The organism is Humidesulfovibrio sp., assembly GCF_030689645.1.
Taxonomy (GTDB): domain Bacteria; phylum Desulfobacterota; class Desulfovibrionia; order Desulfovibrionales; family Desulfovibrionaceae; genus Humidesulfovibrio.
Genome location: NZ_JAUYFU010000068.1, coordinates 1 through 22536, shown reverse-complemented (window position 1 = coordinate 22536; position 22536 = coordinate 1). Strand labels below are relative to the sequence as shown.

General features: G+C 60.9%; 24 protein-coding genes and 1 pseudogene. 13 read left to right on the top strand and 12 right to left on the bottom strand.

Going from position 1 to position 22536, the window contains the following annotated elements; all coding sequences use genetic code 11:
* Nucleotides 1–5: 5 nt before the first annotated feature.
* Both Q8O35_RS09955 and Q8O35_RS09950 read left to right on the top strand, forming a co-directional pair.
* Entirely contained in the window at nucleotides 6–269 is a 264-nt protein-coding gene (locus Q8O35_RS09955) for a helix-turn-helix domain-containing protein (protein ID WP_305572796.1), read from the top strand.
* A 22-nt stretch (nucleotides 270–291) separates the two neighbouring features.
* The gene (locus tag Q8O35_RS09950) at nucleotides 292–690 is read left to right on the top strand and encodes a hypothetical protein (protein WP_305572794.1); all 399 of its coding nucleotides are present in this window, start codon (nucleotides 292–294) and stop codon (nucleotides 688–690) included.
* 76 nt (nucleotides 691–766) lie between these two features.
* Here the strand turns inward: Q8O35_RS09950 and Q8O35_RS09945 are convergent, their stop codons facing one another.
* From Q8O35_RS09945 to Q8O35_RS09935, 3 genes are all read right to left on the bottom strand, one after another.
* Nucleotides 767–2119, bottom strand: a complete 1353-nt coding sequence (locus Q8O35_RS09945) for an ATP-dependent 6-phosphofructokinase (protein ID WP_305572792.1) — start codon at nucleotides 2117–2119, stop codon at nucleotides 767–769.
* Between the two features lie 102 nt (nucleotides 2120–2221).
* Nucleotides 2222–3235, bottom strand: coding sequence for a D-glycero-beta-D-manno-heptose-7-phosphate kinase (gene rfaE1, locus Q8O35_RS09940; protein WP_305572790.1), 1014 nt, complete (start codon nucleotides 3233–3235; stop codon nucleotides 2222–2224).
* 96 nt (nucleotides 3236–3331) lie between these two features.
* Nucleotides 3332–4255: a ParB/RepB/Spo0J family partition protein gene (locus Q8O35_RS09935; RefSeq protein WP_305572788.1), complete on the bottom strand. Its 924-nt coding sequence runs from the start codon at nucleotides 4253–4255 to the stop codon at nucleotides 3332–3334.
* A gap of 102 nt (nucleotides 4256–4357) precedes the next feature.
* Here Q8O35_RS09935 and Q8O35_RS09930 point away from each other — a divergent pair, with 102 nt between their 5' ends.
* A complete protein-coding gene (locus Q8O35_RS09930) occupies nucleotides 4358–4792 on the top strand; it encodes a hypothetical protein (RefSeq protein WP_305572786.1) in 435 nt (144 codons plus the stop codon).
* Between the two features lie 21 nt (nucleotides 4793–4813).
* Here the strand turns inward: Q8O35_RS09930 and Q8O35_RS09925 are convergent, their stop codons facing one another.
* The 6 genes from Q8O35_RS09925 to Q8O35_RS09900 form a co-directional block, all read right to left on the bottom strand.
* A complete protein-coding gene (locus Q8O35_RS09925; protein WP_305572784.1) occupies nucleotides 4814–5584 on the bottom strand; it encodes a ParA family protein in 771 nt (256 codons plus the stop codon).
* 152 nt (nucleotides 5585–5736) lie between these two features.
* Nucleotides 5737–6744 carry an NAD-dependent epimerase gene (locus Q8O35_RS09920; RefSeq protein ID WP_305572782.1) on the bottom strand — a complete coding sequence of 336 codons (1008 nt, stop codon included), beginning with the start codon at nucleotides 6742–6744 and terminating at the stop codon, nucleotides 5737–5739.
* Nucleotides 6745–6813: 69 nt separating this feature from the next.
* On the bottom strand, nucleotides 6814–7419 hold the full coding sequence (locus tag Q8O35_RS09915) for a hypothetical protein (RefSeq protein ID WP_305572780.1): 606 nt from the start codon (nucleotides 7417–7419) through the stop codon (nucleotides 6814–6816).
* A gap of 2 nt (nucleotides 7420–7421) precedes the next feature.
* Complete coding sequence (gene coaBC / locus Q8O35_RS09910) at nucleotides 7422–8654, bottom strand: bifunctional phosphopantothenoylcysteine decarboxylase/phosphopantothenate--cysteine ligase CoaBC (RefSeq protein WP_305572778.1); 1233 nt, start codon at nucleotides 8652–8654, stop codon at nucleotides 7422–7424.
* Entirely contained in the window at nucleotides 8651–9211 is a 561-nt protein-coding gene (locus Q8O35_RS09905; protein WP_305572776.1) for a hypothetical protein, read from the bottom strand. Before Q8O35_RS09905 ends, coaBC begins: the two co-directional genes overlap by 4 nt.
* Before the next feature lie 129 nt (nucleotides 9212–9340).
* The gene (locus Q8O35_RS09900; RefSeq protein WP_305572774.1) at nucleotides 9341–10036 is read right to left on the bottom strand and encodes a hypothetical protein; all 696 of its coding nucleotides are present in this window, start codon (nucleotides 10034–10036) and stop codon (nucleotides 9341–9343) included.
* Nucleotides 10037–10197: 161 nt separating this feature from the next.
* Between Q8O35_RS09900 and queA the strand changes: the two genes are divergently transcribed.
* The 6 genes and pseudogenes from queA (at nucleotide 10198) to aroE (ending at nucleotide 15034) form a co-directional block, all read left to right on the top strand.
* Entirely contained in the window at nucleotides 10198–11355 is a 1158-nt protein-coding gene (gene queA, locus Q8O35_RS09895; RefSeq protein WP_305572772.1) for a tRNA preQ1(34) S-adenosylmethionine ribosyltransferase-isomerase QueA, read from the top strand.
* Nucleotides 11356–11414: 59 nt separating this feature from the next.
* The gene (locus Q8O35_RS09890) at nucleotides 11415–11648 is read left to right on the top strand and encodes a 4Fe-4S binding protein (protein WP_305572770.1); all 234 of its coding nucleotides are present in this window, start codon (nucleotides 11415–11417) and stop codon (nucleotides 11646–11648) included.
* A gap of 8 nt (nucleotides 11649–11656) precedes the next feature.
* Entirely contained in the window at nucleotides 11657–12727 is a 1071-nt protein-coding gene (locus tag Q8O35_RS09885) for a 3-methyl-2-oxobutanoate dehydrogenase subunit VorB (protein WP_305572768.1), read from the top strand.
* Between the two features lie 67 nt (nucleotides 12728–12794).
* Nucleotides 12795–13541, top strand: coding sequence for a thiamine pyrophosphate-dependent enzyme (locus Q8O35_RS09880; RefSeq protein ID WP_371133120.1), 747 nt, complete (start codon nucleotides 12795–12797; stop codon nucleotides 13539–13541).
* Nucleotides 13541–14074, top strand: a pseudogene (locus tag Q8O35_RS09875) (2-oxoacid:acceptor oxidoreductase family protein); the annotation flags it as partial. The gene Q8O35_RS09880 and the pseudogene Q8O35_RS09875, both read left to right, overlap by 1 nt.
* 114 nt (nucleotides 14075–14188) lie before the next feature.
* The gene (aroE, locus tag Q8O35_RS09870; protein ID WP_305572764.1) at nucleotides 14189–15034 is read left to right on the top strand and encodes a shikimate dehydrogenase; all 846 of its coding nucleotides are present in this window, start codon (nucleotides 14189–14191) and stop codon (nucleotides 15032–15034) included.
* Between the two features lie 88 nt (nucleotides 15035–15122).
* On the opposite strand, the gene Q8O35_RS09865 is transcribed toward aroE, so the two are convergent.
* On the bottom strand, nucleotides 15123–16307 hold the full coding sequence (locus Q8O35_RS09865; RefSeq protein WP_305572762.1) for an acyltransferase: 1185 nt from the start codon (nucleotides 16305–16307) through the stop codon (nucleotides 15123–15125).
* Between the two features lie 113 nt (nucleotides 16308–16420).
* Nucleotides 16421–19516, bottom strand: coding sequence for a hypothetical protein (locus Q8O35_RS09860; protein WP_305572760.1), 3096 nt, complete (start codon nucleotides 19514–19516; stop codon nucleotides 16421–16423).
* 245 nt (nucleotides 19517–19761) lie between these two features.
* On the opposite strand from Q8O35_RS09860, the gene Q8O35_RS09855 reads away from it, so the two are divergent.
* The gene (locus Q8O35_RS09855; protein ID WP_305572758.1) at nucleotides 19762–20160 is read left to right on the top strand and encodes a hypothetical protein; all 399 of its coding nucleotides are present in this window, start codon (nucleotides 19762–19764) and stop codon (nucleotides 20158–20160) included.
* Nucleotides 20161–20342: 182 nt separating this feature from the next.
* A complete protein-coding gene (locus tag Q8O35_RS09850; protein ID WP_305572756.1) occupies nucleotides 20343–20579 on the top strand; it encodes a hypothetical protein in 237 nt (78 codons plus the stop codon).
* A gap of 51 nt (nucleotides 20580–20630) precedes the next feature.
* Here Q8O35_RS09850 and Q8O35_RS09845 read toward each other — a convergent pair whose 3' ends face one another.
* The gene (locus tag Q8O35_RS09845; RefSeq protein ID WP_305572754.1) at nucleotides 20631–20852 is read right to left on the bottom strand and encodes a hypothetical protein; all 222 of its coding nucleotides are present in this window, start codon (nucleotides 20850–20852) and stop codon (nucleotides 20631–20633) included.
* A 319-nt stretch (nucleotides 20853–21171) separates the two neighbouring features.
* On the opposite strand from Q8O35_RS09845, the gene Q8O35_RS09840 reads away from it, so the two are divergent.
* Together Q8O35_RS09840 and Q8O35_RS09835 are read left to right on the top strand one after the other, a co-directional pair.
* Nucleotides 21172–21534 carry a hypothetical protein gene (locus Q8O35_RS09840; RefSeq protein ID WP_305572752.1) on the top strand — a complete coding sequence of 121 codons (363 nt, stop codon included), beginning with the start codon at nucleotides 21172–21174 and terminating at the stop codon, nucleotides 21532–21534.
* A 157-nt stretch (nucleotides 21535–21691) separates the two neighbouring features.
* Nucleotides 21692–22536, top strand: an 845-nt coding sequence (locus Q8O35_RS09835) for a hypothetical protein (protein ID WP_305572750.1), incomplete at its 3' end; no start/stop codon positions are given.

Genomic DNA, 22536 nt, shown 5'->3' with positions numbered 1-22536 from the left:
GATCTATGATAGACATTGATGTGCTTGCGCCGGATGGGGGAGGGATCCTTCCCAGGCTGCTGACCATACGGGAAGTGGCCGACATCTTGCGCATCCACGCACGCACCGCCTATCGGCTGGTGAAGGATGGCAACATACAAGCCATCCGCGTTGGTACGCAGTGGCGGGTCACGGAAGACGCCCTGCACGATTATGTGGCGCGCGGCTGGAGGCATTGGAAGCCCGAACCGGCCCGCAATCGGCCCCGGCAGTGCAAGCTGCCCCTCTGACGTTCAGGACCCAGGAGAGCGCATGAACCGCACGCCGCAGAACATGGATCAGGATATTGAGCCACGGCCCATCTCTTTGCCGAACGACTTCGGCAACCCCATCGCCCTCACAGGCACCCTGGTGGCCGAGGACATTCACTTCAGCACCAGCACGGGCCTTCTCACCGTGGAGAAAATATACAAAACCCCCGAAGGTAAGATCGCTTACGGCATCATCGCCGCATCAGGTGAGAGCCGCGAGCGCCGCGCTTACATGCTCGATGAGCAGGGCGACACGGTTCTTGCTGACAACGGCAGCTTTGTTGTCGAGTTCCCTGTGAACGACATGTTTGAACTCCTGGCCATGGCCCTGCAGGCTGAAGACGCCCGAAAGACCATCGGCGAGCATGCGCTTATTCGTCCGGCCGTGAACGAAGACTAGCTACCTACGTTATTCTGCCCAAAAATGAAGACGCCTGGCGAACCAGGCGTCTTTTTTATTGCGCGGTGAGCTTTGCTCAGTCTTTTCTGATCGGGCAGGGCGAGCCGGGCAGGGCATGCACGGTCATGGATTCCTGGCCCGTGGATTCGATGACGGCGCGCCAATAGTCGGCTTCGATGTTCAGCTTCTTACGCTTCATTGTGACCAGCTCCAGGGGCACGTGAACGAAGCGGGACTGAAGTCGGCTTACAACCATTCCAGTTTTGCCCGCCATGGCCGCGTGGACGGCATTCTGGCCTAAAAAGCCGCAGTACACACGGTCGTTGGCGTTGGCCGAAACTGAACGGATGATGTAGCTCGGGTCGATGAACTTGACCGTGGCTTCCATGTTCCGGTTTTTGAAGTGGTCCTTGATGCCGCTGATGAGCAGGGAGCTGATGTCGCACAGCACAGGATTTCCTGAGGCGTCGGTGCGGCCGCTGGCTTCGCAGAGATGCTGTCCGGCGCCCTCGGCCACCACGATGACCGCATGGTGCCGCGCCCTCAGCCGCTTTTCCAACTGAGCCAGCAGGCCGTCGGGTCCTTCCATGGTGAAGGGGCTTTCCGGCACAAGGACGAAGTTCACTTCCTTAAGGGCCAGGGTTGCCTGCGCTGCAATGAATCCGGATTCCCGGCCCATGAGTTTCACAATGCCGATGCCGTTGTATGCGCCAACAGCCTCGACGTGGGCGCAGGCGATGGCCTCGGTGGCTTTTTCCACGGCTGTATCGAATCCGAAGGATTTGCCGACGAAATTGATGTCGTTGTCGATGGTCTTGGGGATGCCGATGACGCTTATCCGCGAATTGCGGCTGCGAATTTCTTTCACTATGTTGGCTGCGGCTTTCATGGTGCCGTCGCCGCCGATCATGAACAACACGCCCACATTCATTCGCTCCAGCGCGTCCACGATCTCGTCGGGCGCCTGAGGCCCGCGCGACGAACCCAACTCTGTCCCGCCGAACACATGGAAGTTGCTAACGTTGTTTGGCGTCAGCTCAATGATGTCGTGCCCGTATTTAGGAATGAAGCCCTGCAGCCCGTAGCGAATTCCGATGACCGAGGCCACGTGGTAGTGGTGGTAGGCGTCCATGACGATGGCGCGGATAACATCGTTGATGCCGGGGCACAGGCCTCCGCATGTGACGATGGCGCATTTGACCTTGGAAGAGTCGAAGTACAGTTTCCCGCGCGGACCGGCTTTCTCAAAATGCATGGGCAGCCCGGAGCCCATGGAGAGGTCGGCCTCTTCCTCTGTGAGCCGGAGCTCCAGTGTTTCCTCCTGCCCTATGAACCGGCAGTAGTTCAAGGGCGATGGGATTTTGGCCACGCCCAGGGTCTGGATGGTCGTGTCCAGGTCGATTTTTTTGACTGTCGGGGTCTTGGGCATGGCGTTTCCTCCGTTCAATACCGGTGATTGACACATACCACTAACCAATTCCTAAGTCCGCGTAAACTGATCCTGTGCGCTGGTGCGCGTTTCTGCGGATTTCTATCCCGGCAGAGGCGCAATGGGCGGGGCAGGGCGAGCTTCAACGGCCTGTCGTAGACTTTCCGGCGTGGGGGTCGCTGCGCCAACCTGCGCCACAACTATGCCTGCGGCATGGTTGGCCAGAACTGCGGCATCCAGGAGCGAGGCCCCTGCGGCCAGGGCCAAGGCCAGGGTCGCGATGACCGTGTCTCCCGCACCGGTGACGTCGAACACTTTTCGGGCAAAGGTCGGGATATGTCTGGCGTTTTCTCGGCCTTCAAACAGCGCCATGCCCTGTGGCCCGAGGGTGATAAGCAGATCCCGGCAGTCGAGCCGGTCGAATAGCGCCTGGCCCACCGTGGCAGGCCCGTTTGGCCAAGCGCAGGCAAGTCCGGCGCCTTCTCCCGCCTCTTTGGCGTTGGGGGTCAAGATGTCCACATTGTGGTACAAGTCGTAGTTTTGCGGTTTGGGGTCCACAAGGATGCGCGGACGGCGTCCATCTGGTCCCTTGAGCGCCCGCAGAGCGTCCATGATCGGCCTGGTGACCACGCCTTTGCCGTAGTCAGAAACAATAACAATATCATGGCCTTGTCCGTGCTTCGCGATGTACTCCAGCAACTCTCCAACCACTGCATCCGACAGAGGGTCTGCGTTTTCGCGATCAACCCTGACGATTTGCTGATTGTGGGCGATAATGCGGGTTTTCCTTGTTGTGCGGCGGCGATCATCGTGAACAAGGATGGTGTCTACAGCATGTTCGTCCAACAGCGCTTTCAGGGTTTCGCCATCGCGATCATCACCGATCACGCCGAGCATTGTTGCCCGGCCACCCAGAGCGGTGATGTTTCGGGCCACGTTCCCGGCCCCGCCTAGCACATAGTCCTCGCTGATCACCTCAACCACCGGCACTGGCGCCTCAGGCGAGATCCGCGTGACTGCCCCGAACGTGTAGTGATCGAGCATGACATCGCCGACGATCATCACGCGCTTGCCTGCGAGATCTGTGAGCAGTTTATCAACTTCAGGTGTGATCATATGTCCTCAAAATTCCTCAGCCGCTCACGCAAAAACACTGTTTATGCATGTTCTGGCGGGGTGTTGTCTGTGGTGATGATCTGATGATTGTCGTGATCAGGTGACGTTCAGCCCAAGCTTTTGCGCCAGCGCCGTGAGTTGCGCCGAGGACTGGTACTGAACGGAAAGCACCCCGCGCTCCATGCTTCCAGTAATTTTCACCGTGTCACCTAATATTTGGGCCAATTCGTTCTGGAACTGCGCCAGGGTTTCGTCAATCACCTTGGCGCTGCGCGCGCCTCGGGGGGCCTTGCCACGAGGCTTTTCGCTGCCATATAGCTCTTCTGGCTCAGCCATTCTCCCGTTTTCCTTGTAAAAACTAGCTTCTGCCTCTGCCTGGCGAACCGAAAGGTTGAATCCCTTGATGCGTTCGTAAAGGCCGTGCCCGGCGTCAGGGTCCACCGACATTATGGCGCGTCCATGGCCGGCTGTGAGCACGCCGGTTTGAATATCAGCCTGAATTGCCTCGGGCAGGTTCAACAGCCGAAGCGAGTTCGCTAAGGCAGAGCGGCTTTTGCCAACTTGGCGGGCAAGCTCCTCTTGGCTGAGGCCGAAGTCCTTTAAAAGCTGCTGAAAGCCGCGCGCTTCCTCGATGGCGTTCAGGTCGGCGCGCTGCAGGTTCTCAATGAGCGCGATAGCCAGGGTTTCCATGTCAGTAAGCACACGGACCAGGGCCGGAATCTCGGTCAGGCCAGCCATCTTGGAAGCGCGCATACGGCGCTCACCCGCTACCAGTTCGTAAGGGGTTGCTTCTCCCGTGAGTGGCCGCACAAGGATGGGCTGAAGCACCCCCTGGCTCTTGATGGAGTTACAGAGATCCTGAAGCGCCTCTGGGTCGAACTCTTTGCGCGGTTGGTGCGGGTTCGGCCTGATGGAGGCGATGGGCAGATGCTTCACTTCTGCTGTGTTCACCGATTCCGGCTTAATGCTGCCAAGCAGCGCGTCCAATCCTCGCCCCAATCCGCGTTGACCTATGGCCATTGATACCCTCCAAATCGATTCAGCCGCGATATCCACGTGCGCCCTTGCCAGGGTCGGTCCTGGGACTTATAAGACGCCATCACTTCAATATCGGAGCAGCACATGATTTCTAATTTGCCTGAGTTTCAGGAGTTGTTCGACGCCAAGGGGCAACCTGTCGGCGCGCTGCTTGGTCCCGAGGCCTGGGCCTTTGTTCGCGAGACGGTTCTATCACGCTTCGCTCCAACTGAAAGAACAACCATCGATGTCGAGGAGCCGATGCAGGATTGGCGCGACCTGGTCCAGTACTGGGACTTTAAATACCCTGTAGACCATGATGTTTGCTGTGGCCATTGCGGCAACACCACGGACGCCTGGGAGCTTGATGAGCCGCGGAAGTTCATACTCACGGTCGCCAACCTAGGCGGACTGGTTACCTTCCGCTGTGTCGCCTGCCAATCCAAGATCTTGAAACGCCACTTCAAGGATGTGATCAAGGTCGAAACCAAGCCTTACCTCAAAGAAAAATCCGTTCGCAACCTTGGCCGGGGCATCTAGCTCCGGCCTTTACGGGCTAGCCTAATCACGCACCTTGCTGCGCACAACTTCCTGGGCCAACGCCATGTATGCTTCGGCCCCGCTGGAGCGAATGTCATAGGTTATGACTGGCTTGCCAAAGCTCGGCGCTTCGGAGAGCCGCACGTTTCGCGGGATGATGACTTCGAACAGGTGTTGCGGCAGGGCCTTGCGCACCTCATTCTTGACCTGCCAGGAGAGCTTGTTGCGCTGGTCGTACATGGTAAGCACCACGCCCAGCACCTTGAGCTCCGGGTTCAGGCGCTTTTTCACCAGCTCATAGGTCATGAGCAGCTGCGATAGACCTTCCAGCGCATAGTACTCGCACTGCAAGGGGACCAGGAGCTCCCTTGCGGCGCAGAGCGCGTTCACAGTCAGGATGCCAAGTGACGGCGGGCAGTCGATGAGGATGAAGTCGTACTCGTCTTCAACCGCTCCCAGCAGGTCGCGAACATAGTATTCGCGGCCAAGCTTGTCCGCCAGCTCGATCTCGGCTCCCACCAGGTCTTGCGTGCCAGGGAGCAGCGAGAGGTACGGTATGGCCGTCTCCACGATGCATTTGCGGACATTGTCCGGGTCGAATAACGCCGTATAGATGTTGTCGCGGTCATCGCCGGGGTAGAACCCCAGCCCGCTTGACGCGTTGCCCTGCGGATCGCAGTCCACCAGTAATACACGTTTTTCCATAACGGCTAGGGACGCGCCAAGGTTCACGGCGGTGGTGGTTTTGCCCACCCCGCCCTTTTGGTTCGCAACGACGATTCTGCGTGCCACGGAGCCTCCAGGTCATTCAGACTCCCGGCGTTTCACGTGAAACATTGCCAATCTCTGTGTGTTTCACGTGAAACGTGCCGGGTAGGTTGTGAGACTAAGTCCTGGCCGACACAAAATCAAGGTGTTGACGTGGCTGGAGTGGAAAAAAGAGTCTAAACCTTGAAGTAGTCGCGGTACCATGAGACAAAACGGGCAATTCCAACCTCAATGCTTGTGGCAGGCTTGAAGCCGACGTCCCGGACAAGGTCATCAACGTTGGCCTCGGTGGCAGGAACGTCTCCCATCTGCATGGGGAGATATTGTTTGATAGCTTTCTTGCCCAGGCATTCTTCCAGGACCTCAATATAGCGGGAGAGCTCCACAACCTTGTTGTTGCCGATGTTGTACAAACGGTAAGGGCCAGGGCTGGTGGCGGGGTCTGGGTTCGCGCCGGACCATTCGGGGTTGGGCTCGGCCGTGTGCTGGGTGACTCGCACAACGCCTTCCACGATGTCGTCAATGTAGGTGAAGTCGCGACGCATCTTGCCGTGGTTGAACACCTTGATCGGCTCGCCGGCAATGATGGCCTTGGTGAACAGGAACAGCGCCATGTCCGGGCGCCCCCAGGGGCCGTAAACCGTGAAAAAGCGCAGGCCGGTGGTGGGCAGGTTGTACAGGTGGCTGTAAGTGTGGGCCATGAGCTCATTGGACTTCTTGGTGGCGGCGTAAAGGCTCATGGGGTGGTCCACGTTATCGTGAACGCTGAGGGGCATGGTGGTGTTCAGGCCGTATACGGAGCTGGAAGAGGCATATGCCAGGTGCCCGACATTGTTGTGGCGGCAGCCCTCAAGGATGTTCAGAAAGCCGACAACGTTTGAGTCGATGTAGGCGCGCGGGTTCTCTATGCTGTAGCGGACACCGGCCTGGGCGGCCAGGTTCACCACATGGGTGAAGCCCTGTTCGGCGAAGAGTTTGGCCATGCCTTCGTTGTCGGCCAGGTCCAGGCGAACGAACGTAAACCTGGGCTCGGGCTTTAAGATCTCCAGACGGGAGAGTTTAACCTCGACAGAGTAGTAGTCATTCAGGTTGTCCAGGCCGACAACCTCATGGCCCATGGAAAGCAGGCGGCGAGACAGGTGAAACCCGATGAAGCCGGCAGCTCCAGTGACAAGTACCTTCATGGCGGAATCCTTTGTTGCGGGTGAATGTGAAGTTGGCAGGTTTACCTGCCCTTGTGGGCATTGGCAAGCTTAGGAGAGGGCGAGACCCTTGAGGTGGGCCAGAGCCTGGTGCAGCTCATGCGGAAGCAACGGTGTGAGCGCTTCGGGCGCGGGCGCGGCGTGAACCAGCACGATTTTGTCCTCCTGGGGGAAGAGCGTGCGCGCACGGTCTGCCGGGCCGGACCCAAAGCACAGAAGATGGCGGATCTCGAAGTGCCGCACACCTGCTGCGAACAGGTCCGATGCGAAGTGTGGACCCGGATCGACGCCGGTAGGAAAGGAGATTGGCCAGAATAGCGTGGTTCCGGCGGGCCATCCGAGGAATGAGAGGATGGATTGGAACAGCTTCCGGCGCGCAGGATCAGCGGCCCCAGCCACATCGTCCGCCAGTGATGAGTAGGTGATGATCACACGGGGAGGGGTGCGTACGCGGGACGCCAGGGTGCTCCAGGGCGCAGGCCAAGCGCTGGGCGAGATGGTCTCGTCAACCATCTCGACGGCTGTTGTGGTTTGTGGAGGTGTATTGATTGTGGAGTGGGCCTCGGCCACTGGATCAGCCGCAACGATTTCCACCCCTTCTGGCAGGTACAGGTGCGAAAGGCCGGCTAGGGCCCAAGGGCGAAGGCTCTCGGCCAAATCTAAAGATGCTGCAAAAGATCCCATATTCGCCAGGCCACTTCAGTTTTGGGCAGTTCTGGCCACTGTTCAACGCGGCCCGTGCGGTCAAGCACAGTGACTGTGTTGGTGGAAGAGTCGAAGCCGCTGCCGGGCACGCCCACGCGGTTGGCCACAATGAGGTCCAGACGTTTTTCGGCAAGTTTGAGCCGTGCCTGTGCGAGCAGGTCGTCGGTCTCGGCTGCAAATCCGATGAGAATTTGCCCCTCGCGTTTGGACTCGCCAAGCGTGCGGAGGATGTCTGGATTGGGCTCAAGGCGGATGACCAGTTCACCGTCCAGATCGCGCTTTTTGAGCTTGCGCTCCGTGCCTGTGGCGGGAGGCAACGGACGGAAGTCGCACACGGCGGCGGTGCAGCAGGCCATGTCTGCGGCAGGCCACAGCTCGGTGGCGGCTGCGAGCATCTCTCGCGCCGTGGTGACGCGAGTGACGCTGACGCCGGGAGGAAACTCAAGGGCAGTGGGGCCGGCCACGACATGTACTTCGGCTCCGCGCATCCATGCGGAAACGGCAAGGCAGGCACCCATGAGCCCGCTGGAAGGGTTCGAGAGAAACCGTACCGCATCCCAGGCTTCACGGGTGGGGCCGAGGGTCACCAGCACGGTCTTGCCAGCCAGATCCTTGGGGGAGAGCGCCCGCAGAACCTGCGCGAAAATGTCCTCCACAGGGGCCAGGCGGCCCTCGCCGGTGTCGCCGCAGGCAACGGGTCCAGGCGCAGGCCCAACGCCCACAGCGCCGCGCTCAAGCAGCGTACGCCAGTTGGCCTTAGTGGCCGGTGCCGACCACATGGCCGGGTTCATGGCCGGGGCGATGACCACGGGACCGCGGAAGGCCAGGGCCTGGGTGGAGAGCATGTCGTCGGCGATGCCGTGGGCCATCTTGGCGATGATGTTGGCCGTAGCCGGGGCGATGACCAGGGCCTTGGCCGAGCGGCCTGGGGTCAGGTGGGCGAAGGGGTCATCAGCCTGGTGGTCAGTGAACATAGCTGTGTCCACAGTCTCCGCCCCAAGCGCGCGGAAGCTCTCAGCCCCGACAAAACGTTGAGCAGAGGGGGTCAGAGTCACGCCGACGCTGATATGAGCGTCAACCAGGAGGCGCAGCAGCTCCAAGCTCTTATACGCGGCGACGCTGCCCGTCACCCCCAGGTGCACGCGCCTGCCCAGGAAGCAGGGAAAGCGCAGGTGGGCTGTGTTCAATTGCTGATGTCCTTTTCAGAGAAGCTGCCCTTGGACGGAGCGGACGGGCCAGGCACCCCGCGCGAGGTGCTGCTTCTGGCGGCGCCGTTGCGCGCAGCCGCAGGCGTTCCGGGTTTGTATTCCAGGGCGAAGATGGTGGCCTTGGCTTTGAAACCGTCTGTGAGTTCGATGATGGCGGCCTTGTTGGCCTTTTCAAAGATCAGGATGCTTTTCTTGGAGCGCACTGCGGAAACCTTGCGCCAGCCATCCTTGACCATGTTGTTCTGGAAGAAGTTGACGAGATCGTCATACACCACGCGTCCCTGGAAAATCTGTATGCCGGCCTTGAAGAGCTGCGTGTCGAACGAGAAGTCTTCGTCTGCGGTGTGCTCCATGCCGTTTGGCACCAGGATATCATCGAACAAGTAGTAATAGTTGGGGTTGTCATACGTTTCAGCCTGGGTGCCGGGGGCAGCTGGACCACTTTCCGCAGTTGCACGGTTGTTCATGCCAGCGCAGGCGCTCAATGACAAAACAAGGGTAAGGCAGAGGAAGATCTTGAGATGTTTAGACTTCATGGCGTAATTCCTCATGGTTGTGCAAGAAATAGGTGTCCGTGAGCAGGACAATTACTGAGTATGCATATACGGAATGGTAAAAAATCTCAACGCATGCCTGGGGAAGGCTTTGCGGAAGGTGGGATGAAGCTAAAGCGCGCCGGAGCGCTTGAGCAGGGCTTCCATGCGGTCGCGGTCCTCGCGTAGGCGGCGAAGTTCAACCTCCTGGGCCGAGACTCTCGCCTTAAGATCAGCGTTGTCACTGGTTAAAGTCAGGCTGATCTCCTCAATGACCGCGAGCTTGGGTTCGATGCCCCGCAGGCGTTCCGAAAGGCGCTCCACCTGTGATGTGACATCGGCCTGCTCGCGTTTGGCCACTCTTTTGAGGTTGCGGGCCAGGAGCACAAAGCCGTTTTTCAGCTTATTGATGTCGTTTTGGTGCGTGTCGAGGCTGGATTTCTGTTCAGCCAGTTTGTCCAGCGCGTCGGAGAAGTGTGAGATGGAATTTGCCAGCGCATCGGAAAGGGCATCAGACAACACCTCGGCCAGATTGCCGGGCAGGTCTTGTATTACGGCGGGCAGGGCTATGGGTTCGCTGGCTGGACCGACTTCGATGGTTCTCGGGTAGTCCCGTCGTAAAATATCTTCTATTTCCGCAGTGATGCGGCCTTCGGCGTAGAGCTCGCCGATGCGTTGAAACACGCCAAGGGACTCTTCGGGGTAGCGCGTCATGCGACCCAGGCGGCGACCGGAGAGATAGTCCTTGAACAGGGCCGCATAACGCCGGGCAGTGGGCGCAGGTATGCCGGTAAGTTTGGCGATATCGCTCAGTGCCAAGAGTTCCATGTCCCGTGCATACCAGGATCAGGCCGAAGATCAAGGGAAAACTAGCGTCAACCGGGGGTTTGCGGCTGCGATCACACTGCGGCCAGTTGATCGTCACCTTGCGCAGCGGGTATGCACGGCCTGGCCGGGGTTGTCATTGGCGCAGGATCGGATAATATCCAATGACCATGCACCACACCACCAAACTTCAGGACGAGGCGGGCATTCCCGTAGAGTTCCGGCTCAGCAGCTATGTTTACGAATTGCCGGAAGAGCGCATCGCCCGACGGCCCACGGAAAAGCGTGATGCCTCACGGCTTTTATATTTGGATCGCGCCGCCGCTGCGCCCAGGCCCGAGGTCTTCGCCAATTTGCCGGAGCTGCTGGCCGCAAAATATCCTCAAGGCGGACTGCTCATAGCCAATAATTCCCGTGTATTCCCAGCGCGAATCTTTGGACGCCGCCCCACGGGGGGGCGCGTGGAGCTGCTTCTGCTTACCCCCTTGCCCTTGCTTCACGTGAAACCGCTGCCTGATGGCAGGCTTTCCGCCGAAGCCGAGGGCCTGGTGCGCACGGCCAAGCGCATGAAGGAGGGAGAGGCAGCGCAGTTTGACACGTCGGCGTCCACAAGCTTGGCCGTGGTGCTGCTTGAGCGCGGCGAGTACGGGCGTTGCCGCCTTCGACTGGAGTGGCGGGGCGATCTTGGGGCTATCCTGAACGAAATAGGGCACATGCCCTTGCCGCCATATCTGGAGCGCGAGGATGACGCTGGCGACCGCGAACGCTATCAGACCGTGTATGCCGACGCGAGCAAGGCTGGCAGCGTGGCCGCGCCCACTGCGGGCCTGCACTTCACGCCGGAGGTGCGGGAGGCGCTCACGGATAAGGGCTTCCGTTGGGCCGAGGTGACGCTCTATGTGGGCTACGGCACCTTCAGCCCGGTGCGTGCGGCCGACATCCGCGAACATCAGATGCACGCCGAGTACGTGGAGGTGCCCAAGGCCACTGCGCAGGCCATCAGCGAAGCCAAGGCCGCCGGGTTGCCGGTCATCGCCGTGGGCACCACGAGCGCCCGAAGCCTGGAGGGCATGCACGCCGCCCAAGGGGATGTCGCGTCCTTTGCGGGCGAGACGAGCATCTACATTTTTCCAGGTGAGAATCCTGGAAGCAAATTCAGGGTGGTGGACGCGCTCCTGACGAATTTCCATTTGCCAGAATCCAGTCTCCTGATTATGGTTTCAGCTCTGGCGGGCCGGGAGCGCATCATGGCCGCCTATGCTTTGGCGCTCGCCCAGGGCTTCCGTTTCTTCTCCTACGGCGACGCCATGCTCATCGTTTGAAAATAAAGTATCTGACAAGGCCGTGAGGGCTTTCGGGCCGCGCGGCGAAGGGGAGTTCAATGTCCCGCATCACCGTATCGGAAGAGCGCTGCAAAGGGTGTCTCCTGTGCACCCTGGTTTGTCCGGTGGAGATCATCCGGCAGAGCGATCGAATCAATCAGAACGGCTACAAGGTCGCCGAGGTCCTGGCCGAAGATATGGCCAAGTGCACCGGCTGCGCTTCCTGCGCCACCATTTGCCCAGACGTCGCCATCGAAGTCTGGCGCAGCAAAAAGCCTAAAAAGGCTGCATAGGGGGGCGTATGGCAGGCAAGAAAGAACGTCTTTTCGTCAAGGGCAACGAGGCCATCGCCATGGGCGCGCTGGCCGCGGGCTGCAAATGTTTTTTTGGTTATCCCATCACCCCGCAGAACGACATCCCTGAGTTCATGAGCAAGGCCATGGTCGATGCCGGCGGCGAGTTCGTCCAGGCGGAGAGCGAAGTGGCTGCGGCCAACATGCTGCTGGGCGCAGGCGCCTGCGGCATCCGCGCCATGACCAGCTCGTCCAGCCCAGGCATGAGCCTCAAGCAGGAGGCCATCAGCTACATGGCCGGCAGCGAGATCCCGGCGGTCATCGTGAACATGAACCGCGGCGGCCCAGGCCTGGGCGACATCGGCCCCAGCCAGGGCGACTACTTCCAGTCCACGCGCGGCGGCGGCCACGGCGACTACCGCCTGCTGGTCCTTGCGCCCTCCAGCGCGCAGGAAGCCTACGACATGACCTACGACGCCTTTGACCTGGCCTTTGCCTCGCGCAACCCGGTGCTCATCCTGGGTGACGCCATCATCGGCCAGATGAAGGAGCCCATCACCCCGCGCGAGCCCAAGCAGGTGGACCCGGAGGAGGGCGCCGACTGGCGGCTCATCGGCGCGCCCAACTCGCGCGAACACCGGATCATCAAGTCGCTCTTTCTCATGGACGGCGAACTGGCCGGGCAGAACAGGAAGCTTCAGGCAAAGTACGACGCCTGGAAGAAAATGGTGGATTTCGAGACCTTTGAGGTCAAGGATGCCGAGCTTGTGGTGGTGGCTTACGGGTCCATCGGTCGCATCGCCAAAAACGCCGTGCGCGCCCTGCGGGCCAAGGGCAAGAAGGTCGGCCTGTTCCGGCCCAAGACCCTGTACCCCTTCCCGGAAAAGGCGCTGGAGAAGCTGGCGAAGGAAGGCAAACGCTTCCTGACCATCGAGCACAACCTGGGGCAGATGGTGGAGGACGTGCGCCTCTCCGTGCGCAAGTATGGCGACTCGGACCTGTTCTGCGTCTATCCCGGCAACATGCCGAGCCCGGACGATTTCGAAGCGCCCATTCTGCGCGCCCTGGGGAGGAAATAGCATGACCAAGGCACAACAGGCCGCACCCGTTGCAGGCGAGGAGCTGGTTTTCTCCCGCCCCGCCTCCATGGTGGATCGCGCCACCCACTATTGTCCCGGCTGCCACCATGGCATCGCCCACCGCATGGTGGCCGAGCTGATCGACGAGCTGGGGCTCAAGGAAAGAACCATCGCGGTGAGCTCCATCGGCTGCTCCGTGTTCCTGTACAACTACATTGACGTGGACGCCGTCGAGGCTCCGCATGGCCGGGCCCCGGCTGTGGCCACGGGCGTGAAGCGCGCCCGGCCCGACAAGTTCGTGTTCACCTACCAGGGAGACGGCGATCTGGCCTCCATCGGCATGGCCGAAATCATGCACGCCGCCAACCGGGGCGAGCGCATGAGCGTCATCTTCGTCAACAACACCGTCTACGGCATGACCGGCGGTCAGATGGCCCCAACCACGCTCATCGGCCAGAAGACCACCACCTGCCCCGGCGGGCGCTGCAAGGACACAGAGGGTTCGCCCATCCGCATGAGCGAGATCATCGCCCAGCTGGGCGGCGTGGCCTTCTGCGCACGCGGCAGCCTGGACTCGGTGAAGAATATCCGCCAAGCCAAGAAGTACATGCGCCAGGCCTTTGAGGTGCAGACCAAGGGGCAGGGTTTCGGTTTTGTCGAGCTCCTGGCCGGCTGCCCCACAAACTGGCGCGTATCGGCCATTGCAGCCAACAAGCGCATAACCGACGAGATGATCCCCTACTTCCCGCTGGGTGTTTACAAGGACATCGAAGCCGACGGCACCTGCGGGTCCCTGATTCAGGGAGGCGAATAATGAAGCGCTACATCGACGTCATCATGGCCGGATTCGGCGGCCAGGGCGTGCTGCTCATCGGCAATCTGCTGGCCTACGCGGGCATGCGCGAGAAGCTGAACGTCACCTTCATCCCGGTCTACGGGGTGGAGATGCGCGGCGGCACGGCCAACTGCACGGTTGTGTTGAGCGAGGACGAAATCGGCTCGCCCATCATCAACAAGCCGAAAAGCCTCATCGTCATGAACCGCCCCAGCCTGGACAAGTTCCAGCCCAAGCTGGCCGACGGCGGCCTCCAGATCGTCAACTCGTCCCTGGTGGACCCCGTGCTGGTGGAGCAGGGCGGGCGCATCCGCACTGTGCTGGTTCCGGCCAACGAGCTGGCCGAGAAGGTGGGCAACGCCCGCGCCGTGAACACCATCATGCTGGGCGCTTACGTGGCCGCAACCGGCATGGTGAAGTTGTCCACGGTGGAGGATTGCCTGTCCGCGGTCATGCCGCCCAAGATCGTGCCGGTGAACATCGCGGCCCTGCGCGCTGGCGCCGCCTATGCCCTGGAGCAGCTCAAGGGCCAGACTCCAGCCAAGGTTTCGGCCAAGAAGGCCGCCGCCAAGCCCGTTGCCAAGAAAAAGCCCGCGGCAAAGAAAACCGCAGCCAAGAAGTAGCCCGTGAAGGCTATTCCCAACAAGAAGCCGCTGGGCCAGTATGGCATCATCGGCTGGCCCCTGGGGCACACCAAGAGCCCGCTGCTGCACAATTGGGGCCTCAAGGAGTCCGGCCTGCCCGGCCTCTATGTGGCCTGGCCCACCGAGCCCGGGAATAAGCTCAAGGCCTTCATGGCCGAGGTTCGCGTGCGCCGCATCAAGGGCGTCAGCGTGACCATTCCGCACAAGCAGACAGTGCTGCCCTTTCTGGACGGCCTCACTGACCGGGCCAAGGCCGTGGGCGCGGTGAACACCCTGTTCTGGCGTGATGGCAAGCTTATGGGCGACAACACCGATGTGGACGGCATTGTGGCCCCGCTGTTGCCCCATAAAGACAAGATAACCTCCGCCCTGGTGCTTGGGGCTGGCGGAGCCGCGCGCGCCGCCTGCGCCGCCTTGAAGGCCCTCGGCGTGGCTGACGTGGCCGTGGCCAACCACACGCCCGGAAAGGCTCTCGGCCTGGCGCGAGACTTCAGTATTCGCGCCGTGCCCTGGGAAGAGCGCGCCAACACACCCTGGGCGCTGGTCATTAACGCCACGCCCCTGGGCACTGTGGGCGAGCACGTGAACGAATCGCCCTGGCCGTCAGGCGGATTTGCGGACGTGTCCCTGGTGTTCGACATGGTCTACAACCCGGTGCGCACCAAGCTCATTTGCGAGGCCCAGGAGGCCGGGGTGCCTTGCGTATCCGGGCAGAGCATGTTCCTGCACCAAGGGCTGGCCCAGTTCGAGCTGTGGACTGGCAAGCGCCTGGACGAGAAGCGAGCCCGGCAGCTGCTTATGGCCGACATGGCCTTGACTGGCGCGTAAAGCGCCTTCGCATCACACGAGACAAAAGGGCGGCTGCTTCGGCAACCGCCCTTTATACTTTATATGTGTGGCCTGTGGAGTCGTAAGGTCAACTGGTCTTGAGCAGTGTAGGCGATTCGCTGGTGGGCCGCAGGCGGAGCATGGGGCGCTCGATGGCCAGGAAGGTGCAGCAGGAGAAAAATACCAGGGCGGGAACATATACAAGGAAGAGGTCCGCTGCTGGAAGCTGCACAGGTGCATAGCCCCGTGTCAGAATCTCCGAGGTGGTGTGGGAAAATTTGAGACCAAAGCTTGGCACCAGGATTAGGGGATGAATGAGGTATATGCTGTACGAGATTGTACCCAGGATGCGTAAGGGTCGAATGGAGAAAGCGGCGCGCAGCCAGGGAGTGGCAACGGTGCCAAGGAGCATAAGCGCAACGCCGATGCCAACGGTCAACTCTCGCTCGTTGTAGCCAAGGAGGCCGGGTCGCAGGGACGAGACTACGGCTAGGGAAACGAGCCCGGTGCCGAGGAAAAAAGGCAGCGCGCGGGCGAAGCCGGAGCGCCAAGTCATGGCGCGTTCGATGGCCTCGGAGCAGAGGACCCCCAAAAAGAAGAACTTCCATAAGGCCAGTTCACGTACACCAGAGCGGTCACCCAGGGTTAGCAGAATCACGATGGTCCCAGCCGCAAGGCTGGGGCGACGGGCGGCCAGGAGTACAAAAGCGGGCATGACGAGGTAGAATAGCACCTCCACGTACACGCTCCAGGCGGGCGGATTCATGAAGGCCGGATATCCGAGGCTGCGCAGCATGAATATTTCAGAAATGCTGGCGCTTAAGCCCGGCGGATACAAGACAAGAAAGACTGCGGAAACGGCCACGTATAACGGGCAGATGCGCAGGAGGCGGCGCCAGAAGTAGGCGCGCAAATGGTCCAGGTCGCGCAGGGAGCGCAAGGACCGGAAAATGAGCATGCCGCTCAGTACAACGAAAATCTGTACACCGTAGTGACCAACGCTGATGATGGGTAGGATCTCGCTAGTCTGTCGGAACACGGGCATGGTCCACTGCCACGCGTGGAAGAGAGCTACCCACATGGCGGCAATGCCGCGGAAGGCGTCCAAAGGCAGGAGGTGCTGCCGAGTGCTTGGCAGAGGCATCTCCAGGCGCGTGCCCAGCCAGCACCGGAAGCGCGGCACAGCACAAAGGACTATGAGCACCGCGAAGCTGGAAGCACCGAAGCCCAGCAAGGGATATTCCCTCGCGCAGTCAAGTCCGGGAATCGACACAGCCGTACCTCCTCGCCATGGTGACGTGCGGTTTCATACATGCATGGTGCATGGGGAGGCAAGGAGATTACTGGCTAGTCTGAATGGGGCCGACCAGGTAACGCTGGCGTAACTCAGGCGTGATCAGGCGCGTGCACGGTGGCGGGCATCTTCATCTCAAGTTTGGCGGCCAGGCTCTGGATGTCCTCAAGGTATTCGCGGCTGGTGTCGAGGTAGAAGGCCAGCGCCCGGGCGAAGTTCTTCCCAACCAGTCCGTCCAAGAACAACTGGCTGATCTCGCGTTCACGCAGGAGAACATACTGGGACAGCAGGAAGACCTTGCGCTCCTCCACGCTCATCTCTTGCAGGTGAGTTGCCAGCACCATGCGCGCGCGGGGTTGGTACATCCAGAAATATTGTAAATCTAGTGCGTTGACGATTATGATGTTTTCAAGGCCCCTGTGTTCGTAGCTCATGGTCAGCATGAACTGCTTGGGAGACTCAAGCAGGGCCAGCACATCCTCTTGGGGAAAGAGCAGTTCCAGTTGCTGGAAGGTGTCGAAGAGCTGGTTGAGCTTGCTCTTGTAGTCCAATGCGCGAAGGCGCGCCGCCTGAGCACGGTCCACCAGGCCTTCAATGAGACCGGCAGCGCAGTCGCTGGCGAATTTGGAAACCACAGCGGCCCAGGGCTCCACCATCTGCACGGCGTTTTCGTGGCCGTTCGCGCGCAGAAGAAGCACGATGATATCGCTGAAGAGCAGCGCCAGAGGGATGGACAGAACCGAACGGAACAGGTTTCCCACCGCCGCGCCGGTTGGCAGGCCGCGCAGGATGTTGTGGGTCATTATGTACAGGCCGTTGGCCAAGGCCATCACAGTGTACAGCAGAAGCGGGGCTGTGGTGAGGGTGATGTCCAGACCGCGGTTCAAAAGCTGGGTTTTGATGAGATAGTCCAGCAGCGGCACTGAAAAGCCCGTATACAGCAGCGAATCCGCCAGCCGGTTCCAACTCACCAGATCGTTCCAGCGTAAGAGCGAAGAGCGCCCTATGCCGCCGGTGGCGAGCACCATCTGGATTATGTTGCGCACCCCGGTGATGGCGAACCAGATGAAGGCGCCCATGTACGCCAGCACCCACCAGTCCTTGGTCAGGCCGAAGGTCAAGGCGGCTGGGATGAACCCGGTCAAGACTTTAAGCCCGATCTTGAGGCTGGAGTTCATGTAGCGCGGGTGCAGCCTGCGAGGCTTTTCTCGTGGTTGCGGCTCCTCAAGGCCCAGGCCGGTCTCCGGCCCGTGCTCGCGCTGGATGCCGCCCAGAAGAGTCACGTTGCCCGGCTGGCCGGGGGTGAGGCGGAAGGTCTCGGCAAGCCACTCGACGCTGCGCGGACGCACGAAGTTTCGCAACCGGGGTATGGCGGTAGACAGGGCATGCAGCACCCCACGCTCAGGTTCGCGGTCATCGTCGGGCAGATCGGTGACGCGTTTGCGCGCTCCGGCCTGTACGTCCAGGCGCTTGGAAAGCGAATCCGGGAGGTTGCGCAGAGCGCGCCGGGCTCTGGACGGCAGGGTGTCGTTGACCACCATGCCCATGCCGAACAGGCGGCTGGACTGGCCCGTGGAGTCTGTGCCGATGCATGAGGCCAGCGGCGTTTTGCGGTAGCAGCTGTGCAGGGTGGAGATATCGTAAAGAATGTCGTTCAGCTTGTCGCGGATGCTGGTCGAAGGGACTGACTCGATGATCTCGCGGATGAGCTTCTTGAGCTTGATGACGTTGCTGGTGTTCAGCGCTTCTTGGAGGATGGTGATGCGCTCGCGATCGATCTCGCGCCCTAGTGCGCGGTCCTTCATGTTCACGATTTCAAGGTGGGTGATGGATCCCCGACAGTCGTAAAGGATCTCCAGCACCTCCTCCACGCGCAGGTTTCCTAGGCTCAAGGTGATGCGCCCGATGGGATGGATGTCCTGCAGGCGCTGCGTCAGCTCTTGGGGCGAGAGGCGGAGCAGCGCCGGAGCCCCAGGGTCGTCGGTGGGAATGTCCGGGTTGTGTAGCGTGGGGTTGCGCAAGGGACTCAAATAGCGGTCGATGATCTCGTCCGTGTCCAGCTTGCCCAAACGGCTCAACTGCTGGCGGATCTCGTCGCGCTCCGTTCCGGCGGCGGAGAGCATTTCGTGGCGCAGGAAGGCCGCCTGCTTCTGCATCTGGGGCAAAAGCCGGTCGTGGATGAACTTGCCGAGGTGCTGCAGGGAGGCCTGCCCCGCACCCACAAAGCGCCGAAACTTGTCCATGAGCAGAGGCTCAAGCTCAAGATTGTAGTCGCGGTTCAGGATCTGGCGGTGCACGCTGTTGAACATGGAAAAAACATCGGCCACGTATTGCTGGTGGTACAGCGAGACCTCACGGGCCTCGTCCATGAAGGCCGTGGTGCCGGGTTGGGCCAGAAAATCGAGAAATTCCGAGGGAGAGGCGAAGCCGCCAGGCACCCAGATGAGCTTCAGGAACCGTCCGCGAAAGCGCGGGCAGAACTCGATGCCGATGCGAACCTTGATTTCCAGGATGCGCGCGGCTTCGAGTATTTCGGCTGCCGCTTCGCGCGGAACGTGATTGTAATACACAACGGTTAACGACTTGATGCCCTTGATCCAGGCGTCGAGCACCAGATGTGTGGAAGACTTGCGGCCCTTGGTGTTGGCGTCATGCACATGGTCGTCAAAGGCTATCTGGCTCTGGTCCTCTGGCATTTCGAGCAGGTGGTACCTGGCCAAGTGCCGACGGATGACCCGAGGCTTGCCAGAGCAGGCCTCCCGGAAGTCGCGGGCGAACATGAGCTGGGTCAGGACGTCGCCGTGCGCCCGCACCATGTCCTTCATGAGCTGGACCAGCACGCGGGCGGTGTTGCGGCGCATGCCGCTCTGGGCCGTGGTCAGCACCTCTGAGTGGAGCGAGCGCAGGGCCGAAAGGCGGTCCTCGGCCTTGCCGGTCTCAAGGGAGCCCAGCAGGTGGACGACGGCGTAGGCGATGCGCAGGCCGCGCGAGGCGGCCATCTCCTTGATGCCGTGGGGGTGCATGTACGGGGCGAGGAGCTTTTTGTGGCTGGGCGCGTCATCTCGATCCACCACATCGCAGACGATGCGCAGGAGGTCGTAGTCCTTGCGGTCAAAGTAGGCGCGGCTTGGCCTGGCCTGATCAAATCCGTAGCCAGGCTGGCCACATGTGGTCGTGCTGTCGCCCATGTCCTTCCCTTGCGTGCTCCGTCCGTGCGGGGGCGTGAGGGAACCCAGACGAACGTGACGGAATTCACAATCGTCATGTGTCGGGAAGAAGTCAAGCGTCAGCAAGAAGTTCTGTGGGCATTGCAGGGTTAAAGGCAAGGTTTGAGGCGGCTGCGCAGCAGGATTTATTGCAGAGGACGGTGTGGCGTGTTAGCCAATAGAGCTGGATATTCCAGGAGCAGTCCATACACAACGCGGAGGGGACGATGAAACGTATGCTGAGCCTTATTGTCCTGTTGGCTGTAGTCTGTTTTGCCGCCGTCGCCACGGCTGCGGATCTCCCCAATCTTATCGGCACTTGGGAGGGGGCGCCAACGGTACACGACAGCAAGGGCGGTTACTACACCGGCAAGCTTGTGCTGAACATCACCGAGCAGAAGGGCAACGCGTTCCACGGGAGCAAAACATACCAGATGGTGTCGCAGCGGAAAGAACGAACCGAGGGCTTCAGCGGCACCATCAGTTCTGGAGGACAGATTTTTATTGCCGACCATGAGGACGGTTATATGATTGGCGACATCACCAAGGATGGGGGGATGGAGCTGCAATACGGGCACACGGGCAAAAAGGCCGTTGCGGTGCATGTGGTGCTGAAGAAGAAGTAGAAAAGGGCGAATGCGCTCATGGCGCGTATGCGGCCCGGCACCCGTGGATGGGGGTCGGGCCGTTTTGCGTTGTCCGCAGCGCCCTGTCAACAGGGGAAAAATGTCTTTTTGCGGGCCGATAACAGGTGATTTTTGTCTGCGCCGATTTTGCCGTGCTATGCTGCCGCGCAGGAGGATCACCCATGCACGACAACACGACCTTGCATCAATGCTACCTGAGATGTTTTGAGGACGAGGCTGGCCGGGCCGTTTTGGATGACCTGGAGGCCCGCGCCTATGTGCGCGGCACCAGCTTTTCACCGGATCCGCAGCGCGCGGCGTTCAATGAGGGCCGCCGAAGTCTGATGCTGCACATCCGGCGCATGCTGGACGGCGAGGCCTTTGCCCAGGGCGAGGCCAGGGGGCCGGGCGGGGCATAAAAAAAGAGGGGGACCCGAAGGCCCCCCTCTTGAATGAACTCTACGTAAGCCTTAGGGCTTCTTGGCTTCGGCGGGGGCGGCCGGAGCGGCAGCGGCGTCAGCGGGCTTGGCAGCGGCGTCAGCGGGCTTGGCCTCAGCGGGGGCAGCCGGAGCAGCGGGGGCCGGGGCGGCAGCAGCGGGCTCAGCCTTCTTCTCTTCGGCCTTCTTCTCGCCGCAAGCAGAAACGCCAAGGGCCAGGGCAGCAACGATCATGACAGCGAACAGCTTTTTCATGGGATTCTTCCTCTCTATTTGTGGTGGTACAACACTAAACAGAAATTCCGTACCCCGGGAGGTCCCACCAGGGGAACCTTTGCCCTCGGCTTGATGCTTGGAGCAACGAGCCGCAGGTCCGGGAGCAGGGGCACGAACGTAACCCGTACACGGAACGTCCGCGCACAGGCATGTTCATTACCCTCACGCGCCCCTCAATATACCCGTTGTTTGCGGTTGGCAACAGAAAAAAGCCAGCTTTTTTGTAGTTCGCAAAATGCTGCGAACCGCTGTCGCACCTACATCCAAGAGCAAGTGAACAGAAGGAGGCAGAACAGTTATGGCACTTCAAATGGTTGAGTCTGCACATCCTGCGCTGGGCGGCCTCGCAGCGCAGCCGAGATTTCGGTTCTTCGAGCTCTCAGACGGGCGCGAACCTTACGCGGTTGGCGCTTTGGGCGAACACCAGGACTGCCTGGAACTGCACCTGGAGGTGCTGCGCTTCGGGCCAAGCACTGTGCGCGCCATGCGTGCCGACATGGAGGAGCTGAAGCGCATGGCCAGGGGCCGGGGAAAGACGCGCATCGTCGGCCTGCGCATTGAGGACGGGCAAGTTCCCGACCCCCGTTGGCCCAAGTTCACCCGGCTCTTCGGATTTACTGGCCAGCACGTGTTTCAGGCCGCCGAACTGCATCTCGGCTGAACCCTGTCAAGACGGAATTCTTGTCCTTTTTGCGGCCAATAACAGGTCATTTTTGTCCGGCCCCAAAACGCGGCGCTATACTGGCGCAGATTGCCCGGAACCGGCGCTGGGCCGCGCTTTGGGCGTAACCGCACCACCTGAAGACAAGGAGACCATCATGCTTGATGCCCGCACACGCGACGCAAAAGGTTTTGAATCCGCAGCCCCTGGGCAGATTCAAGCCGATTGGCGCGCAACCCTGCCCGAGGACTGGACAGCGCCAGGCCGCGACGCCGCAGGCAACGAGGCCCAAATTCCCCTGCGCCAGCACCCGGCTCTGGCCAAGTACGCCTCCAAGGACGAGGCCATCAAGGCCCTGGTGCACGCCCAGCGTTTGTTGGGGAAAAAGGGCGAGGCCGCGTCCGATCAGTCCGGCTCCCTGCTTTCGCTGGGCCTTTGTCCGGAAGGGCAAGTGTGCCCGGCCAGCCCTGCCGACTACCACCTGCCCGAACTGGAGCTGCCCGAGGAATTCAGCGTGGACGAGGTCCTGCGGGCTGCCTTCCTTGACAAGGCCCACGAGCTCGGCTTGTCCGATGCTCAGGTGGGCGGGCTGTATGCCTGGTTCCTGCCCATGAACGTCCAGGCCTTGCTGGACCAGCATCAGCAGACCCGGAACGAGCGGAAGCAAGTCCGCGACCGCGAGCTTGTGGCCCTGCGCCAAGTTCATGGCGGAGCGGCGCAAGGCGTGCTGGAGGCCGCCCGCAAGGCCGTGCTGGCCCTGGGCGGCAAGGAACTCATGGAGCGTTTGGAGGCCAGCGGCGCGGCGGATGACGCCCGCGTGGTCCAGGCCTTTGCGCGCGTCGCCCCCCTGGTGAGTGAATCCGGTCTGCGTGGGCGTGATGCCGCCCCAGCCCAGAGCCTGACCCCAGCGCGCCTGCGAGAGATGATGCGTGATCCGCGCTACTTCGATCCCTCGCGCCGCGACACGGACTTCGTGCAGCAGGTGCGCGATGGTTTTGAGAG

Excerpts from the sequence above, each read along its gene's own strand:
- Q8O35_RS09890 (WP_305572770.1), top strand. The coding sequence starts at position 11,415 with ATGTCCCGCATCACCGTATCGGAAGAGCGCTGCAAAGGGTGTCTCCTG.
- Q8O35_RS09955 (WP_305572796.1), top strand. The coding sequence starts at position 6 with ATGATAGACATTGATGTGCTTGCGCCGGATGGGGGAGGGATCCTTCCC.
- Q8O35_RS09880 (WP_371133120.1), top strand. The coding sequence starts at position 12,795 with ATGGTGGATCGCGCCACCCACTATTGTCCCGGCTGCCACCATGGCATC.
- Q8O35_RS09900 (WP_305572774.1), bottom strand. The coding sequence starts at position 10,036 with ATGGAACTCTTGGCACTGAGCGATATCGCCAAACTTACCGGCATACCT.
- Q8O35_RS09860 (WP_305572760.1), bottom strand. The coding sequence starts at position 19,516 with ATGGGCGACAGCACGACCACATGTGGCCAGCCTGGCTACGGATTTGAT.
- Q8O35_RS09935 (WP_305572788.1), bottom strand. The coding sequence starts at position 4,255 with ATGGCCATAGGTCAACGCGGATTGGGGCGAGGATTGGACGCGCTGCTT.
- Q8O35_RS09905 (WP_305572776.1), bottom strand. The coding sequence starts at position 9,211 with ATGAAGTCTAAACATCTCAAGATCTTCCTCTGCCTTACCCTTGTTTTG.
- Q8O35_RS09840 (WP_305572752.1), top strand. The coding sequence starts at position 21,172 with ATGGCACTTCAAATGGTTGAGTCTGCACATCCTGCGCTGGGCGGCCTC.
- Q8O35_RS09950 (WP_305572794.1), top strand. The coding sequence starts at position 292 with ATGAACCGCACGCCGCAGAACATGGATCAGGATATTGAGCCACGGCCC.
- rfaE1 (WP_305572790.1), bottom strand. The coding sequence starts at position 3,235 with ATGATCACACCTGAAGTTGATAAACTGCTCACAGATCTCGCAGGCAAG.
- Q8O35_RS09885 (WP_305572768.1), top strand. The coding sequence starts at position 11,657 with ATGGCAGGCAAGAAAGAACGTCTTTTCGTCAAGGGCAACGAGGCCATC.
- Q8O35_RS09945 (WP_305572792.1), bottom strand. The coding sequence starts at position 2,119 with ATGCCCAAGACCCCGACAGTCAAAAAAATCGACCTGGACACGACCATC.
- Q8O35_RS09855 (WP_305572758.1), top strand. The coding sequence starts at position 19,762 with ATGAAACGTATGCTGAGCCTTATTGTCCTGTTGGCTGTAGTCTGTTTT.
- Q8O35_RS09920 (WP_305572782.1), bottom strand. The coding sequence starts at position 6,744 with ATGAAGGTACTTGTCACTGGAGCTGCCGGCTTCATCGGGTTTCACCTG.
- Q8O35_RS09845 (WP_305572754.1), bottom strand. The coding sequence starts at position 20,852 with ATGAAAAAGCTGTTCGCTGTCATGATCGTTGCTGCCCTGGCCCTTGGC.
- Q8O35_RS09850 (WP_305572756.1), top strand. The coding sequence starts at position 20,343 with ATGCACGACAACACGACCTTGCATCAATGCTACCTGAGATGTTTTGAG.
- Q8O35_RS09930 (WP_305572786.1), top strand. The coding sequence starts at position 4,358 with ATGATTTCTAATTTGCCTGAGTTTCAGGAGTTGTTCGACGCCAAGGGG.
- queA (WP_305572772.1), top strand. The coding sequence starts at position 10,198 with ATGACCATGCACCACACCACCAAACTTCAGGACGAGGCGGGCATTCCC.